Here is a 16,120-nt window from a genome sequence, read left to right on the forward strand (position 1 = left end):
TCGTTTATCCCTGTTTGACTTTGAGCGGCAGCACGCGGACCGGATCGCCGGCCTTCACGTCGAGCGCGACGGCATCGTCGGCCGACAGCACGAACGAGCCGTTCGCGACCACGCCCGGCGCGACGCCGACGCGGAAATCGGTGAGCGACGTATTCGATACGAGCGACGTCGGCGGATGGTCGCCCTGCGCGTCGGGCACGCCGATCGCGACCGGCACGACGACGCTCTCGCGCACTGTGCGCAAGTCGTTCACGTGGCATTCGAGCACGGGTCCCGCGTCGAAGATGTCGACGTGGTTCTGATAACGCAGCCCTTCCGCCTCGAGCATCTTGCGGGCCGGCAGCGTGTCGCGGTGCGTGAGGCCGACCGCATCCTGCGCATCCTTCGGCAGCAGGTCGACGTACACCGGGTAGCGCGGCATCAGTTCCGCGAGGAACGACTTGCGGCCGTGCGAGCTCAGGTAGTCGGCCGCGTTGAAATCGATCTGGTAGAAGTGCGAACCGACTGCGCGCCAGAACGGCGACGTGCCGTCTTCGTCGAAGTGGCCGCGCAGTTCCGCGCAGATGCGTTCCGGGAAGCGCTCGCGGAACTGCGCGATGAACATGAAGCGCGAGCGCGACAGCAGGCCGCCGACGCCGCCCGTGCGATAGCGCGGGCTCAGGAACAGCGAACACACTTCCGCATAACCCGTCAGGTCGTGCGAGATGTTCAGCGCGGACATCCGCGTCCACACGCCGAGCTCCTGGCTCGCGTGCACGACCGTACTCACGCGATAGTTGTAGAACGGCTGCTCGAGGCCGACCTGCGATTCGATCCCGCACACGCCTGCGATGTCGCCCGTCTTCGAGTCTTCCATCACGAAGAAGTAGCCGGCTTCGCCCGGCGCGGCCTCGCCCGCCAGCGTGCGGCGCGTGCGCTCGATGCGCGCGGCGAGCGCGTCGCGGTCGGGCTTGAACGTGGTCAGGCCCGGCCCGGTTTCCTTCGCGAGCGACACGAGCGCATCGACGTCGCCCGTTTGTACGACCCGAACGACGATCATGCTGCGTCTCCCTTCAAATCTTCATCGTCGCGGCGGTGCAGCGGCACGCAGCGCACGACATCGCCATCCTTCACACCGAGCGCCGCGCGCACGTCGCCGGCCAGCGGCGCGTCGCCCATATCGCCCGGCAGGTCGGCCAACACGCAGCGGAACGATTCGCCGCTGCCCGTCGACACCATGTACGCGACGTCGCCCTGCTGGTGCGCGGCTTCGCGCACGACGCGCTCCGTACCGTGCTTCACGCACGCGATGCGGTCGACCTGCGCGGTCAGCACCGGGCCCGCGTCGAAGATGTCGACGAAGCGGTCGGGCTCGAAGCCTTCCTCGAGATGGATGTCGTACGCGAGCAGTGCCGTCTCGTTCGGCTCGCCGAGCACGCGCTGCGCGGCTTCCGGCAGCAGCGGCACGTAGATCGGATAGGCCGGCATCACTTCCGCGATGAACGTGCGGCTGCGGCCGCCCGACGCGATGTCGACGTCGGTGAAGTCGCGGCCGAAGAACTTGCGGCCCACCGCTTCCCAGAACGGCGATGCGCCGTTGCCGTCGCTCACGCCGAGCAGCAGCGTGAACACTTCGGGCGTGAAGCGGCGGCGGTTCGCGGCGATGTACATCATCCGGGCGCGCGAGATCAGGTGCGCGGCCGCGTCGCCGCGCAGCGACGGATCGACGTAGAAGCCGGCGAGCCGGCTCTTGCCGGTCAGCTCGTGCGACATCGTGAGCGCGTGGATCTTGCGGTTCACGTGCAGCTCGCGCGACGCGTGGATCAGTGCGTCGTTGCGGAACGCGTAGAACGGTTCCGAGTAGCCGGCCGCGGCCACGATGCTCGCCGTGCCGAGCAGCTTGCCCGTCGACGAATCCTCGAGCACGAAGAGGTAGAACTCCTCGCCGGCGAAGTCGACGTCCGCGCGAAACGAATCCTCGGAGAGCGCCACGCGCGCTTCGAGCGCCGCGCGGTCGTGCGGCAGCGAGTGCAGGACCGGCTGCGCGGTGCGCGCCATGTGCGCGAGCGCATCGAGATCCGTGAGTTTGCCGGGGCGAACAAATAGCATCGTCGTTCCTGTCTGCGATGGGTGCGCCGATCAGCGCGCGGTGGCTTCCTGCGCGGCGAGCACTTGTTCGACCGCCTTCTCGAAGCGCTTGACGCCTTCGTCGAGCAGATCGAACGGGATCACCAGCGACGGGACGAAGCGCAGCACGTTCGGGCCGGCGATCAGCATGATCAGGCCGTTCTCCGCTGCGGCGTTGACGAAGTCCTTCGCGCGGCCATCGAACGCGGCGGTGAGCTCCGCGCCGACGAGCAGGCCCTTGCCGCGGATGTCCTTGAAGATGCCGAAGCGCGCGTTGATGCGTTCGAGCGCGCCCTTCAGGCGCACGCTGCGTTCGCGCACGCCTTCGAGCAGTGCCGGATCGCCGATCAGTTCGACGACCTTGTCGGCGATCGCCGATGCGAGCGGGTTGCCGCCGTACGTCGTGCCGTGCACGCCGACCTTGAAGTGCGCGGCCAGTTCGTTCGTCGTCAGCATCGCGCCGATCGGGAATCCGTTGCCGAGCGCCTTGGCGGTCGTCAGGATATCCGGCGTGACGCCCGTGTCCATGTATGCGTAGAACTGGCCCGTGCGGCCGACGCCCGTTTGCACTTCATCGAAGATCAGCAGTGCGTTGTTGGCGTCGCACGCTTCGCGCAGCGCCTTCAGGAAGGCCGGATCGGCCGGGATCACGCCGCCTTCGCCCTGCACGGGCTCGACGATCACCGCGCAGGTTTGCGGGCCGATCGCCGCCTTCGCGGCTTCGATGTCGTTGTACGGCAGGTGCTTGATGCCGGCCGGCACGGGGCCGAAGCCTTCCGAGTACTTCGGCTGGCCGCCGACGCTGACCGTGAAGAACGTGCGGCCGTGGAACGACTGAACGAACGAGATGATTTCGAATTTGTCGGCGCCGTGGCGATCGAATGCGACGCGGCGTGCGAGCTTCAGTGCGGCTTCGTTCGCTTCCGCGCCCGAGTTCGCGAAGAATGCGCGATCGGCGAAGGTCAGCGATTCGAGGCGTTTCGCGAGGCGCAGCACCGGTTCGTTCGTGTAGCCGTTGCCGATGTGCCAGAGCTTGCGGCCTTGTTCGTCCAGGACCTTCAGCAGTTCCGGGTGGCCGTGGCCGAGCGACGTCACCGCGATGCCGCACGCGAAATCCACGTACTCGCGGCCGGCCGTGTCCCACACGCGGGAGCCCTCTGCGCGATCCGGCACGAACGGGGCGGGGGAAAATACCGGCACCATCACTTCGTCGAATGTCTGGCGGGTCACGGTCGAGGTCGTCATGGTCGTTCCTTTCGGTTTCGTAAGAGGGTTCAACAGGATCAAGTTTAGGTAAGGGTGACGCAAGCGTCTTGCGGAATTGCGACGGGTTCTATCGGAAGCGGATAGTTCGCTTTATTTTGCGCTCCCGGCGGGGGTTGGTGTTTTTGGTTGCGGCTTTTGGGTGGTCGGCCTGCGGTTTTCGTGAAGCACCTGTGATCGTGTCGGTCTATTAGCGTCGCCCCTGCGCGGGGCGGCGGTTACTTTTCTTTGTCTTGCCAAAGAAAAGTAACCAAAAGAAAGGCGCTCAGAAAACGCATGACTTCCCGGTGCCGTGGCCAACAAAGTGGCCGCCGCCTAAGTGTCCGCGCCAGTCAGGAGACCGGAGTGGTTCGAGCAATGGTTCTGACACCACTCGCCACCCAACAGAGCGGTATACCGCCCGCAAGCTCCGCCCTCGCTTCGCTCGGCCGACAGGTACGCATCCCTCGAGCAGAACAATCGAAATACCACCCCAAACCCGATACGCACGTGGTCCGCACCTCTCACTGCAGAAAAAGAGGGACGCACTCAACGAACACCGAAACTCGCGCCCGCCCAAGGCAGTGGAGCCAGCGCTGGTAGCTGGCAACCGGCCTGGTCGCACGAAGATGTGAATAGTGAGAATGCTCGACCCGGCGATGCGTTGCGGTTGGAAGCACATGAGCGCAAGCCGCACGACCTGAAGTACCTTGCAGCCGAGCGAAGCGAGGATGGAGCTAGCGGGCGGTATACCGCTCCGTTGGGTGGTGCGGCGCGTCAGAACCATTGCTCGAACCACTCCGGTCTCCTGACTGGCGCGGACACTTAGGCGGCGGCCACTCTGATGACCACGGCACCGGGAGGTCTTGCGTTCTCGCAGCGCCTTTCTTTTGGTTACTTTTCTTTGGCAAGACAAAGAAAAGTAACCGCCGCCCCGCGCAGGGGCGACACTAATAGACCGACACGATCACAGGTGCTTCACGACAACCGCAAGCAACCCACGAAACCACGAATCAATCCTTCCCCCCTCGCTCGACCAACGCGCCCCCGCGAGGCTCACTCCCGGTCTGCTTCTCGAGCCACGCTCGCCGATCTTCCCGAGGCGTCACCCCGAACCTTTCGCGATAGGCATTGGAAAAATGCGCAGCAGAAGAAAACCCACAGGCGAGACTGACCTGCACGACCGATTTGCTCGTGCGCTGCAACTGCGTCCTTGCCTTGAGCAACCGGAGATTGAGGTAATACTTCGAGGGCATCGCCCCAAGATACTGCCGAAACAACCGCTCTAACTGTCGGCGCGAAACGCCGACCAATTCGGCGATCTCATCGGTAGTCAAAGGATCCTCGACATTGGCTTCCATCAACAGCAAAGCATCGTTCAACCGCGGATGCCGCTCGCCGGGCGCGGTAACGAAAGGAATCCGCTGACGTTCCTCGCCACTCCTCAACGTCCCCGCACCAAGCGCATCGGCAATCCGCTCGCCGAGATCGGGCCCATGTTCCCGGCCGATCATCGCCAGCATGAAATCCACGGTAGCCTGCCCGCCCGCGCACGTCGCGCGGTCCCGATCGATCTCGAAGATCTGCTGCGTGACGATCGACCGCTCGAACTGCTCGGCAAACTGTTGATACGTCTCCCAGTTCACGCTCACGCGATAACCGGAAAGCTGCCCGGCCATCGCGAGCCACCACACGCCGTGATGAATGCCGGTCACGAGCGGCGTACGCTGCCCGACGCGCGCGAGACTCGCGAGAAACAGCCGGTAATCGGCAAACTGCTGAAACCGCTCGGTCACGACGATCAGCCAGTCGCACGCGATCGCATCGTTGAACGCCGCATCGGCATGCCATTGCGCGCCGCCCGCGAGCGGCACGGGCCGCCCGTCCCACGAACATACCTGCCAGCGATACAGCAGCCGCCCGTCGATCTCGTTCGCAAGATTCAGCGCATCGACGATCGGGCCCACGCCCGACATTGACACGGGCGGCAATGCAACGATCACCACCTGCGTCGTGCGGGTGGCGCCTGCGGGACGGGACACCGGTACCACGTATGAAACCTGCCCTGTCGCGTTACTTGAGGCTGCCCGACAGGAACTGCTTGAGACGCTCGCTCTGCGGGCGCACCAGCACTTCCTTCGGATCGCCCTCTTCCTCGGTCCGCCCCTGATGCAGGAACATCACATGATTCGACACGTTGCGCGCAAAGCCCATCTCGTGCGTGACGACGATCATCGTGCGGCCTTCCTCGGCGAGCTTCTGCATCACCTTCAGCACTTCGCCCACCAGCTCCGGGTCGAGCGCAGACGTCGGCTCGTCGAACAGCATCACGTCCGGATGCATCGCGAGCGCACGCGCGATCGCGACGCGCTGCTGCTGGCCGCCCGACAGGTGCGACGGATACTGCTTCTCGACGCGCGGTGCGAGGCCGACCTTCTCGAGATACGCGCGCGCGCGATCCTCGGCTTCCTTCTTCGGGATGCCGAGCACGTGTACGGGCGCTTCCATCACGTTCTCGAGCACGTTCATGTGCGCCCACAGATTGAAGTGCTGGAACACCATCGCGAGCTTCGTGCGGATACGCTGAAGCTGCTTGTGATCGGCGACTTCGAGCGCACCGGTGCGGTCGGTCTTCGTGCGGACGGTCTCGCCGTCGACGACGATCTGCCCCGCATTCGGCCGCTCGAGGAAATTGATGCAGCGCAGGAACGTGCTCTTGCCCGAACCGCTCGCGCCGATGATGCTGATGACGTCACCGGCCTTTGCGTTCAGCGACACGCCCTTGAGCACCTCGTTGTCGCCATAGCGCTTGTGGATGTCGACCGCCGCAAGCTTGGTGGAAGCGGAAGCGCTCGTTTGAGTGATCTCGGCCATCTGGCTCTCCTCGAAGTGAAATCAATGACGGCCGGCCGCGAGATACGCGAGCCAGTGGCGCTCCGCACGGCGAAACGCCGCGACGAGTGCGAAAGATACCGCAAGATAGATCAGCGCGGCGATTCCGAACGACTGGAACGCCATGTAGGTCGCGGAATTCGCGTCGCGCGCGACCTTCAGGATGTCGGGCACGGTCGCCGTGAACGCGACGGTCGTCGCGTGCAGCATCAGGATCACCTCGTTGCTGTACAGCGGCAGCGCGCGACGCAGCGCCGACGGCAGGATCACGCGGCGGTACATCGTGAACGGCGTCATCCCGTACGCCCGCGCAGCCTCGACCTCGCCGTGCGGAATCGCGCGGATCGCCCCCGCGAAGATCTCGGTCGTGTACGCGCAGGTGTTCAGCGCGAACGCGAGAATCGCGCAGTTGAAGCCGCTGCGGAAAAACGCGTCGAGCAGCGAATGCGAACGCACGAACTCGAGGCTGTACATGCCCGTGTACATCAGCAGCAACTGCACGTAGAGCGGCGTGCCGCGGAACACATACGTGTAGAACCGCACGGGCATCGACACCCACTTCTTCTTCGATACGCGCGCGACCGCGAGCGGCACCGCGCACACGAAGCCGAGCGAAATCGACGCGACGAGCAGCCACAGCGTCACTGCAAGGCCGGAGAGGCGCTGGCCGTCCCAGAAAAGGAACGCCTTGCCGAATTCCTGGAGGATCTCGATCATAGTTCTGCGTGCCGCACGCCCATGGAATAACGCTTCTCGAGCTGGATCAGCACGAGGTTGGAAACGGTCGTGATCGCGAGGTAGATCAGCGCCGCAACGAGGATGAAGAAGAACATGTTGAACGTGCTCTTGCCGGCGTCCTGCGCGGCCTTCACGACGTCCGCGAGACCGATGATCGACACCAGCGCGGTCGCCTTCACGAGCACCTGCCAGTTGTTCCCGATCCCGGGCAGCGCAAAGCGCATCATCTGAGGAAACATGATCCGCGCGAACACGCGCGCGCCGCTCATCCCGTATGCGGCACCGGCTTCGAGCTGGCCGCGCGGCACCGACAGGAACGCACCGCGAAACGTCTCGGTGAAGTACGCGCCGTAGATGAAGCCGAGCGTCAGCACGCCGGCCACGAACGGATCGATGTCGATCTGGTTCCAGCCGACGAGGTCGGTGAACTGGTTCAGCCAGATCTGGATGCTGTAGAACAGCAGCAGCATCAGCACAAGATCGGGCACCGAGCGGATCAGCGTCGTATAACCGGTCGCGATCGCTCGCAGCACCCGGTTGTGCGACAGCTTCGCCACCGCGCCGATCAGCCCCAGCGCCACCGCAGTGGCGAGCGACAGCACCGACAGTTCGATGGTCTGCACGGTGCCGGCCCAGAGGACAGGACCAAAGCCGTAAAGGAACACGCGCGTCTCCAGAGTTGGAATGGATGCCGACGCGAATGCCTGTCCCGCGCCGGGCTGACGCGGATAGTCGCAAGCGAAATTGTTTGTCTCAAATCACCTTGCGCGCGATTGCTGCAGTGCAGCAACCCGTCCCGCCATTTGCAACCCCGGCCTACGCCGCTGTTTCAAAAGGAAAAAAGCCGCTTCCTGACAGTCGGATGACACGCAGGGAAGCGGACTTTTTGCAATTTTCCGGTCGCTTTTTCGATATAGCGCCGAACGCGGGCCGGCTCACCGCCCCTTCAGGATGTCGGAGCGCGAAGTCGTATAGACAAGCCCGTCCGGGCCGAAATGGACGTTGAAGAATGCGTCGGTGTTGACGCCGTCCTCGAGCCAACGCCAGCTCCAGACCGTCTCGGGCTTCAGCGGATACTGCGCGATGTCGCCGGGCTTGCCGAGCAGGCGCCGCACCTCGTCCTCGTTCATCCCGGGGCGCACCTTCGCGAAATTCTCTGCGGTCAGCACCTGCGTCGCGCCCGTGTAACGGCCGCTCGCATCGAGATCGACGAACCACGTCTGGTTGCCCATCGGGCCGCGCGGATATTCGAGACGCTTCGAGCCGTCGGTGAACACGCGCTCGGTCTCGGGCTTGCCCATCGTGCCGCGCACGTCGGCCTCGGTCGATTCGCCGATCTTCAGCCCCTTCAGCAGCAGCGGCGCGGGCTTGATCGCGTTGAAGAAGTCCCGGATGCGTTGCACGTCGAGGTTACCTTGCTTGTCGTCGCAGCCGGTCAGCGCCAGCGCGGCGGCCAGCATCGTCACGGGAAGCAGCCGGAAACGGAAAATCATCGGAAGAAATGCGCGTCGAGAAAACACGCGGCAAGCATACCCGCACGACGCCAAAAGCGCGAGACGGGCACGCGGCCCGTCTCGTGTTCAATGCGTCGTTTCGGTTTCGGCTTCGGTCTCGGGCGTGCGGCTCGCCGGATGCGGCCCGCGCGGCCCGGCCGGCGGCGCGTCGTTGATGCGGCGGCGCGTGCGCACGAGTTCGGCGAGCTGCCACGAACCGAGCGCCACGCAGCCGAACAGCACCTCGCGGCCGCGCTTGACCAGCGCGAGCGACAGCGCCGTCTCGCGATCGACGCCGAACATCTGCGCGAGCAGCACGACGGTCGCCTCCTGCACGCCGAGGCCGCCCGGCACCATGAACGCCGCATGCCGCACGGCCTGCGTCATCGCCTCGATCGCGATCGCACCGCCGATCGACACCGGATGGCCGAGCAGCGCGAGCGCCCAGTAGATCTCGAGCGCGCCGAGCACATAGCCGGCCAGTTGCCAGAAGAACGCGCTGAACAGCAGGCCCGTGCGCGACATCAGCCCGTCGATGTCGGCGTCGAGCCGGCGGCCGTCGACGCCCTGCAGCAGCCGGTGCGAATCGCCGAGCAGGCGGCCCGCGAAACGCTCGATCGCGTGGAAGATGCCGCCGCGCCGCATCAGCACGACGCCGAGCACGGGCAACGGCAGCGTCAGCAGCAACGCGAGGCCGATCGTGCCGCCGCCCATGTCGTGCGTCGTCGAAAGCAGCAGCACGAGGCCGAGCGCCGCGAATGCATACTGGACGACGATCGTCACGAGCACCTCGACGATCACCGACGCCGTCACGCGGCTCGCGTCGGGCACCTGCCAGCGCGCGAGCCGGATGCCGACGAGTTCGCCGCCGATCCCGACCACCGGCAGCAGCCGGTTCACGGCCTCGCGCACGGTCGCGATCCACCACAGGAACGGCAGCGAGCTGCGCCGGTCGAGCAGCAGGTGCCATGCATACGCATCGAGCAGCAGCGGCAGCGCATGGAACGGCACGAGCCACAGCAGCGCGTAACCGGCGCGCGCGAGCATCTGCGACACGTCGCCGATGCCTTCGTGCAGCCCCAGCGCGAGCAGGATGCCGATGCCGATCGGCCAGCCGAGCCACTTGATCCACCTGGTCATGACGGCTGCGCTCCCGGTGCGCGCGGCGTGTGCGTGCCGCGCCTGGCCGCACGCTGGCCGAACACGTCGGCAAAGCCTCCGGTCGCGACGCCCGCCGCCTTCAGCGCGGCGGCGACGCGCGGCGACAGCAGCGCATCGAGTTCGTCCACCGGACGGTAGCCGGCCATCGTCGGCGTGATCGGGCCGTCGCCGGCCTCGGCCGGATGGCAGTAGATCTCGCCGACGCCCGGCGGCAGCGTCGCGAGCGCGTCGAGCAGCACGGCCTCGTCCATCGCGCCCGTGTGTTCGATCCCGACCACGTAGTCGTTGTGCGCGAGCCCGGCGCGGTCGAGCCGTGCGCGCACGAGCGCGATCCACGGCTTGAGCAGCGCGGGCGCGCTCGTCTCGTACGGCAGCCGCACCGCACGCAGCCCGTAGTCGCGGCCGATCTCGATGATCATCGACAGCACGGTCGGATGCAGATGGAAATGCTTGTGCGCGTTCACGTGGTCGAGCGGCAGGCCGCTCGCCGCGAACGCGTCGAACTGCGCGCGGATCTCGCGGCGCAGTTGCGCACGCACGTGCGGCAGGAAGAAGAAGCGGCAGCCGTCCTTCGCCATCGCGTCGCCGAACCGCCCGTCGGAGCCGACGAGCGCGGGAATGTCATGCGCGGGCAGCGTGGCCGGCCCGTCCGCGAGGACGAGGTGCAGGCCGACCGCGAGCGACGGCAGCCGCCGCGCGCGTTCGATCGCATCCTGCGCAGCGGGCGCACCGACCATCAGGCTCGCGGCGTTCAGCACGCCGTCGCGATGCGCACGCTCGACCGCCGCGTTGACGCGCGGATGCAGCCCGAAGTCGTCCGCGGTAAAGATCAGCGCCCGCGCCGCCCGCTGCGTCGCCACGAATCAGGCCTCGTGCGCGCGCAGGAAGCGGAAGAACTCGACGCCCTCGCGCAGGCGGCGCTTCATCATGTCCCAGCTCGTCAGCATCTCGCGGACGATCTCCCAGATCTTCGACGGACGGAAGTAGAACTGGCGATAGAACTGCTCGAGGTGGTGATAGATCTCGTCGCGCGACAGGTGCGCATAGCCGATCGCCGCGAGCTGCACGCCTTCCTTGCTCACCAGGTTGATGGTCTTGTTCTCTTCCATCCAGCCGTTTTCCACGGCCTGCTTGTAGAGCGTCGTGCCCGGGTATGGCGCGGCGAGCGAGACCTGGATCGTGTGCGGATTGATTTCCTTCGCGTACTCGATCGTCTTCTTGATGGTCTCCTGCGTCTCGCCCGGCAGGCCGAGAATGAAGGTGCCGTGGATCTTGATGCCGAGCTTCTTGCAGTCCGCGCTGAAGCGGCGCGCGAAATCCGTGCGCACGCCCTTCTTGATGTTCACGAGAATCTGGTCGTCGCCGGATTCGAAGCCGACCAGCAGCAGGCGCAGGCCGTTTTCCTTCATGACCTTCAGCGTCTTGTACGGCACGTTCGCCTTCGCGTTGCACGACCACGTCATGCCGAGCTTGCCCAGACCGATGGCGATGGCTTCGGCGCGCGGCAGGTCGTCGGTGAAGGTGTCGTCGTCGAACATCAGTTCCTTCACTTCCGGCATGTTGTCGCGGATCCATTTCGCTTCCGCGAGCACGTTCTCGACCGAGCGCGTGCGGTAGCGATGGCCGCTGACCGTCTGCGGCCACAGGCAGAACGTGCAGCGCGACTTGCAGCCGCGGCCCGTGTAGATCGACACGTACGGGTAGTTCAGGTAGCCGATGAAGTAGTTGTCGATCTTCAGGTCGCGCTTGTAGACGGGCGCGACGAACGGCAGTTCGTCCATGTTCTCGAGGATCGGACGCGCTTCGTTGTGCTCGATCGAGCCGTCCTTCGCGCGCCAGCTCAAGCCCTTGATCTCGGGGAACGGCTTGCCTTCGGCGATTTCCTTGCAGGTGTAGTCGAATTCCTCGCGGCACACGAAGTCGATTGCCTCGCTCGCCGTGAGCGAGTTGTGCGGATCGACCATCACCTTCGCGCCCACCATGCCGACCAGCATCGACGGCTTCATCTTCTTGAGATCCTGCGCGAACATCGCGTCGGTCGGGAACGACGGCGTGCTCGTGTGGATGATCACGAGATCGTAGTCGTTCGCGATCTTCAGCGTCTCCTCGACCGACAGGCCGTCGGCCGGTGCGTCGACGACGCGGCTGCCCGGCACGAGCGCGGCCGGCTGCGCGAGCCACGTCGGATACCAGAAGGAACGGATTTCGCGCTTCGCCTGATAGCGCGAGCCGGCTCCGCCGTCGAAGCCGTCATACGAAGGGGCCTGCAAGAACAGCGTTTTCATGAATGCTCCGGTAGCCTGCATAGTTCGTTTCGATACAACGATTCAGTCAAAAAACCGCGGGCCGCCCTGCCGGCGCCCGCCTCTCTGTCATGTCGCGCCGCGCGGCATCGCCGCACAGCGCGTCTCGGCCCTCGGGCCGGGTTCGTCCGGGAGCGGCCCTAGCGGCCGTCTACCCCTTCCACGGCCGCCGCCGCGCGTTCGCCGCCGACGACCGTCATCCTTGCGCCGCGCCACACGACGTGCGTCCCGAACACCGCCGCGAGCCACTCGAGCGCGAGCAGCGTGTCGCGCACCGCGACGAGCGGCAGGTCGCGCCAGAACGCGCGCCAGCCGTCCTCGCCGCGCGCGTGCAGCACGAGCCGCCCGAATGCGCCGACGGCGGCCGCCCCGCCCGCCAGCGTGCCGGCGAAGGTTCCGTCGAGACGCAGCGCGAGCGCCGCGCCAATCGCGAGCCACGGCGCGGTAAATGTGATGAACAGGAACGCGAAGCCGGCCGGGTTCAGCGACCGGATCGTACGCAGCCAGCGCGTCTCGCGGTGCCACAGCGGCCCGAACGACGGCTCGATCACGTCGGTCGCGACGTCGACCTCCGACAGCACGGTGCGCCGCCCGAGGCGGCGCGGCAGCTCGGCGAGCCAGAAATCGTCGGCCAGCTCGTCCTTCAGCGCGAGAAAGCCGCCGATCCGGTCGAGCGTGTCGCGCGTCAGCGCGAGCGTCGCGCCGAAGCCGAAGCGGCTCGAGCGGCCGAGGTGCGTGATCCGCACCGACGGCGCGAACCAGGCGTCGACGAACTGCGCGCCGATCCGCGTCCAGAACCCGCCGACGCTGCGCGCATGATACAAGCACGTGACGACGCCGACCGACACGTCGGCGAGCGGCGCCGTCACGCGCTCCAGATAATCGGGCTTCACCGCGATGTCGCTGTCCGCGATCACGATGCGGCCGTACTTCGCGCGCTCGGCGAGATTGATCAGGTTGCTGACCTTCAGGTTCTTGCCGTGCACGCGCGAGTCGACCACCAGCGTGATGTCGCACTCGGGATAGTCGGCACGCAGCCGCTCGACGACGGCAATGGCCGGATCGGCCGCCGACGCGACGCCGAACAGCACTTCATGGCGCGGATGGCGCTGCTCGCAGAAGGTCGCGAGGTTTTCGTACAGGTGCGGCTCCGCGCCGCACAGCGGCTTGAGCACGCTGACCGGCTCGTAGCCGTCGCGCGCGGCCGTGCGCGGCGTGCGCGGCTGCGGCGCGAACGCGGCGACGAGCGCATAACCGGCCGCGGCCAGCGTGAACGCGATCAGAAGCCAATCGAGCAGCGTTGCGGTCGGCGTCATGCGCGACGCCTCCCGGCGACCTGAACGCCACGGCGAACGCTTGAGCGTGATTGAGCGTGATGCGGTATTCGGACAGCGACGAACGCGGGCACGACCCGACTCCTTGTTCCAGCAGCGTCTGTATATGGGGGAGGCACGACCCGTTTTCGGGTGTTGCCATGCCCGGCTTCGTATGGCGCATCTCCGCGCGACGCCCGGACGGGCATGCGGGAAGACTCGAATGGCTACCATCGGCACAACATGGGCAGGCGCCGGATTTTATCAGCCTGCGGCACCCCGCGCTCGGCACTACGAGAAACGGACTGGTGCAATTTCAGCAAAGCTGGGCGGCCGGCGAACCATTCAGGCGCAACCGCGTTTACGTTAGCGTAAGCACTTTGCAGGCGTATTGCAGTCTTGAAAATCAAACGTTTCGTGCAAATTTGTCGGTCGATGCGGATTCACGTCCAATTGCCGTAAAGATTGGTAATTAACCAACGATTGGATTGATTTTTGCAACAATCATCGGATGCGACCCTGCGTCCCTGCGACGCGCATGGGTATCGGCGCGCGCCCAGCACGTTCCGGAACCCTTTGGCAAAATCCTTGGCATTTGTTGCGTAAGCGCATCACCGCGCGCCCCTTTCGAAGGCCACCCGATGACTCCGTTTTCCGTACTCGATCTCGCCCCCATTCCGGCCGGCGCCGACGCCTCGCAGGCTTTCCGCAACACCGTCGATCTCGCGCAGCACGCGGAACGCTGGGGCTACCAGCGCTACTGGCTCGCCGAGCATCACAACATGCCCGGCATCGCGAGCGCGGCGACCGCCGTCGTGATCGGCCATGTCGCGGGCGCCACGAAGACGATCCGCGTCGGGTCCGGCGGCATCATGCTGCCGAACCACGCGCCGCTCGTGATCGCCGAGCAGTTCGGCACGCTCGCGTCGCTGTATCCGGGGCGCATCGATCTCGGCCTCGGCCGCGCGCCCGGCACCGACCAGACCACCTCGCGCGCGCTGCGCCGTGACCTGATCGGCAGCGCCGACTCGTTTCCGGACGACGTCGCCGAGCTGCTGCGCTACTTCGCGGAGCCGGTGCCCGGCCAGCGCGTGCGCGCGGTGCCCGGCGCGGGGCTCGACGTGCCCGTGTGGCTGCTCGGTTCGAGCCTGTTCAGCGCGCAGCTCGCCGCGATGCTCGGGCTGCCGTTCGCGTTCGCGTCGCACTTCGCGCCGGACTACCTGATGCGCGCGCTCGAGATCTACCGCGCGCAGTACCGGCCGTCGGCCGCATGGCCGAAGCCGCACGCGATGGTCGGCGTCAACGTGTTCGCGGCCGATACCGACGACGAGGCGCGGCGCCTGTTCACGTCGCTGCAGCAGCAGTTCATCAATCTGCGGCGCGGCACGCCGGGCAAGCTGCCGCCGCCCGTCGACGTGCTCGAGGCGAACGAGCTCGAACTCGCGAACGTCGCGCATTCGCTGTCGTTCGCGGCGGTCGGCTCGCGCGACACGGTGCGCGACAAGCTGCGCGATCGCATCGCGCAGACGGGGGCGGACGAATTGATCGTCACCGCGCAGATCTACGATCACGCCGCGCGGCTGCGCTCGTTCGAACTGGCCGCGCAGATCCGCGACGAACTCGCGAACGAAACGCGCTGACGGCGCGAGCGCGCCCCGCATCACTGCGGGTGCGCGGCCTCCAGAGCGTCGAGCAGCGCCTTGTGGAATGCGTCCGGATCCTGGATCTGCGGTGCGTGACCGAGCGCCGGGAATTCGACTAACTGCGCGCCGGGGATCGCCGCCTGCGTGCGCTTCGCGAGTTCCGGATAGCGGCCGAGCTTCGCGTGCACGTCGGGCGGCGCGACATCCTTGCCGATCGCGGTCGTGTCCTTGTCGCCGATCATGAGCAGCGTCGGCACGCGGATCGCGCCGAGTTCGTAGACCACCGGCTGCGTGAGGATCATGTCGTAGATCAGCGCGGAGTTCCACGCGACCGCGTCGCGGCCGGCACCGCGATACATCCCGGCGAGCATCTGCACCCAGCGCTCGTACGACGGCGACCACTTGCCCGCGTAGTACGTGCTCTGCTCGTAGCGGCGGATGCCGTCGGCCGTCGTCTTCAACTCGCGCGCATACCAGTAGTCGACCGACAGCGGCGGCACGCCGAGCGCCTTCCAGTCCTCCAGGCCGATCGGGTTCACGAGCACGAGCTGGTCGGTCGCCTTCGGGTACATCAGCGCGTAGCGCATCGCGAGCATCCCGCCCGTCGAGTGGCCGACGATCGTCGCCGATTTCACGCCGATCGATTCCAGCAGCGCGTGCGTGTTGCGCGCGAGCTGCTGGAAGCTGTACTGGTAGCGATCGGGTTTCGACGACTTGCAGAAGCCGATCTGGTCCGGCGCAATCACGCGATAGCCGGCGCGGCTCAGCACGCCGATCGTGTCTTCCCAGGTCCCCGCGCAGAAGTTCTTGCCGTGCAGCAGCACGACGGTGCGGCCGTTCGGATGCGCCGGCTGCACGTCCATGTAAATCATCTCGAGGGTTTCACGCTGCGACACGAACGCGTAGCGGTGCAGGGGTTCCGGGTAGGTGAAGCCTTCCAGGCGCGGGCCGTACGCCGGGCCGTCGTTGCCGGCGGGCACCGGGGCGGCCTCGGCGGCGGCGTTCGCGCATGCGAAGGCAACGCCCGCGCCGAGCAGGGCGGCGCGCGCGACGGACAACATCTTGCAAATCGAAGGCATGGCGGTCACGGTGATTGGAAACGCACGCGGGCAGCCGGGCGGCGCCGCGCCCCGCGATTCTACGCGGTCGGCTGACGACGGCGCGCAACACTCGGTGGCCGCGCGACTTCCGCGTGCGCGACGAACTCGGGTATCGTGTGACGTGACCCT

The 16,120-nt window shown here is 66.2% G+C and carries 14 protein-coding genes; 1 reads left to right on the forward strand and 13 read right to left on the reverse strand.

The window, feature by feature from the left end:
* Positions 1-4 precede the first annotated feature (4 nt).
* The 12 genes from astA to hpnI form a co-directional block, all read right to left on the reverse strand.
* Entirely contained in the window at positions 5-1,039 is a 1,035-nt protein-coding gene (astA, locus tag ACNQQL_RS07135; RefSeq protein WP_347063703.1) for an arginine N-succinyltransferase, read from the reverse strand.
* Positions 1,036-2,088 (reverse strand): arginine/ornithine succinyltransferase subunit alpha, encoded by a 1,053-nt coding sequence (aruF, locus tag ACNQQL_RS07140; RefSeq protein ID WP_347063704.1) that lies wholly within the window; start codon positions 2,086-2,088, stop codon positions 1,036-1,038. Before aruF ends, astA begins: the two co-directional genes overlap by 4 nt.
* 30 nt (positions 2,089-2,118) lie before the next feature.
* On the reverse strand, positions 2,119-3,351 hold the full coding sequence (locus ACNQQL_RS07145) for an aspartate aminotransferase family protein (RefSeq protein WP_034183144.1): 1,233 nt from the start codon (positions 3,349-3,351) through the stop codon (positions 2,119-2,121).
* 1,010 nt (positions 3,352-4,361) lie between these two features.
* Positions 4,362-5,399 carry a GlxA family transcriptional regulator gene (locus ACNQQL_RS07150; protein WP_072435957.1) on the reverse strand — a complete coding sequence of 346 codons (1,038 nt, stop codon included), beginning with the start codon at positions 5,397-5,399 and terminating at the stop codon, positions 4,362-4,364.
* A 22-nt stretch (positions 5,400-5,421) separates the two neighbouring features.
* Complete coding sequence (locus ACNQQL_RS07155) at positions 5,422-6,222, reverse strand: ABC transporter ATP-binding protein (RefSeq protein WP_175962334.1); 801 nt, start codon at positions 6,220-6,222, stop codon at positions 5,422-5,424.
* 21 nt (positions 6,223-6,243) lie between these two features.
* Positions 6,244-6,957: an ABC transporter permease gene (locus ACNQQL_RS07160; protein WP_204426048.1), complete on the reverse strand. Its 714-nt coding sequence runs from the start codon at positions 6,955-6,957 to the stop codon at positions 6,244-6,246.
* Complete coding sequence (locus tag ACNQQL_RS07165; protein ID WP_006488734.1) at positions 6,954-7,643, reverse strand: ABC transporter permease; 690 nt, start codon at positions 7,641-7,643, stop codon at positions 6,954-6,956. Before ACNQQL_RS07165 ends, ACNQQL_RS07160 begins: the two co-directional genes overlap by 4 nt.
* 270 nt (positions 7,644-7,913) lie before the next feature.
* The gene (locus ACNQQL_RS07170) at positions 7,914-8,471 is read right to left on the reverse strand and encodes a hypothetical protein (RefSeq protein ID WP_072435960.1); all 558 of its coding nucleotides are present in this window, start codon (positions 8,469-8,471) and stop codon (positions 7,914-7,916) included.
* Between the two features lie 87 nt (positions 8,472-8,558).
* On the reverse strand, positions 8,559-9,611 hold the full coding sequence (locus ACNQQL_RS07175; protein ID WP_072435961.1) for an HpnL family protein: 1,053 nt from the start codon (positions 9,609-9,611) through the stop codon (positions 8,559-8,561).
* The gene (hpnK, locus tag ACNQQL_RS07180; RefSeq protein WP_347063705.1) at positions 9,608-10,492 is read right to left on the reverse strand and encodes a hopanoid biosynthesis-associated protein HpnK; all 885 of its coding nucleotides are present in this window, start codon (positions 10,490-10,492) and stop codon (positions 9,608-9,610) included. The genes ACNQQL_RS07175 and hpnK overlap by 4 nt, the downstream gene beginning before the upstream one ends.
* 3 nt (positions 10,493-10,495) lie before the next feature.
* Positions 10,496-11,917, reverse strand: a complete 1,422-nt coding sequence (hpnJ, locus tag ACNQQL_RS07185) for a hopanoid biosynthesis associated radical SAM protein HpnJ (protein ID WP_031400064.1) — start codon at positions 11,915-11,917, stop codon at positions 10,496-10,498.
* 158 nt (positions 11,918-12,075) lie between these two features.
* Positions 12,076-13,251, reverse strand: coding sequence for a bacteriohopanetetrol glucosamine biosynthesis glycosyltransferase HpnI (hpnI, locus tag ACNQQL_RS07190; RefSeq protein ID WP_347063706.1), 1,176 nt, complete (start codon positions 13,249-13,251; stop codon positions 12,076-12,078).
* Positions 13,252-13,889: 638 nt separating this feature from the next.
* Between hpnI and ACNQQL_RS07195 the strand changes: the two genes are divergently transcribed.
* Entirely contained in the window at positions 13,890-14,888 is a 999-nt protein-coding gene (locus ACNQQL_RS07195) for an LLM class flavin-dependent oxidoreductase (RefSeq protein ID WP_072435964.1), read from the forward strand.
* Positions 14,889-14,908: 20 nt separating this feature from the next.
* On the opposite strand, the gene ACNQQL_RS07200 is transcribed toward ACNQQL_RS07195, so the two are convergent.
* The gene (locus ACNQQL_RS07200) at positions 14,909-15,970 is read right to left on the reverse strand and encodes an alpha/beta fold hydrolase (RefSeq protein ID WP_072435965.1); all 1,062 of its coding nucleotides are present in this window, start codon (positions 15,968-15,970) and stop codon (positions 14,909-14,911) included.
* Positions 15,971-16,120 lie beyond the last annotated feature (150 nt).

The sequence above is a fragment of the Burkholderia sp. LFS061 genome (assembly GCF_047978125.1).
Classification (GTDB): domain Bacteria; phylum Pseudomonadota; class Gammaproteobacteria; order Burkholderiales; family Burkholderiaceae; genus Burkholderia; species Burkholderia pyrrocinia_C.

Excerpts from the sequence above, each read along its gene's own strand:
- ACNQQL_RS07155 (WP_175962334.1), bottom strand. The coding sequence starts at position 6,222 with ATGGCCGAGATCACTCAAACGAGCGCTTCCGCTTCCACCAAGCTTGCG.
- ACNQQL_RS07170 (WP_072435960.1), bottom strand. The coding sequence starts at position 8,471 with ATGATTTTCCGTTTCCGGCTGCTTCCCGTGACGATGCTGGCCGCCGCG.
- astA (WP_347063703.1), bottom strand. The coding sequence starts at position 1,039 with ATGATCGTCGTTCGGGTCGTACAAACGGGCGACGTCGATGCGCTCGTG.
- hpnI (WP_347063706.1), bottom strand. The coding sequence starts at position 13,251 with ATGACGCCGACCGCAACGCTGCTCGATTGGCTTCTGATCGCGTTCACG.
- ACNQQL_RS07175 (WP_072435961.1), bottom strand. The coding sequence starts at position 9,611 with ATGACCAGGTGGATCAAGTGGCTCGGCTGGCCGATCGGCATCGGCATC.
- ACNQQL_RS07200 (WP_072435965.1), bottom strand. The coding sequence starts at position 15,970 with ATGCCTTCGATTTGCAAGATGTTGTCCGTCGCGCGCGCCGCCCTGCTC.
- ACNQQL_RS07145 (WP_034183144.1), bottom strand. The coding sequence starts at position 3,351 with ATGACGACCTCGACCGTGACCCGCCAGACATTCGACGAAGTGATGGTG.
- hpnJ (WP_031400064.1), bottom strand. The coding sequence starts at position 11,917 with ATGAAAACGCTGTTCTTGCAGGCCCCTTCGTATGACGGCTTCGACGGC.
- aruF (WP_347063704.1), bottom strand. The coding sequence starts at position 2,088 with ATGCTATTTGTTCGCCCCGGCAAACTCACGGATCTCGATGCGCTCGCG.
- ACNQQL_RS07160 (WP_204426048.1), bottom strand. The coding sequence starts at position 6,957 with ATGATCGAGATCCTCCAGGAATTCGGCAAGGCGTTCCTTTTCTGGGAC.
- ACNQQL_RS07195 (WP_072435964.1), top strand. The coding sequence starts at position 13,890 with ATGACTCCGTTTTCCGTACTCGATCTCGCCCCCATTCCGGCCGGCGCC.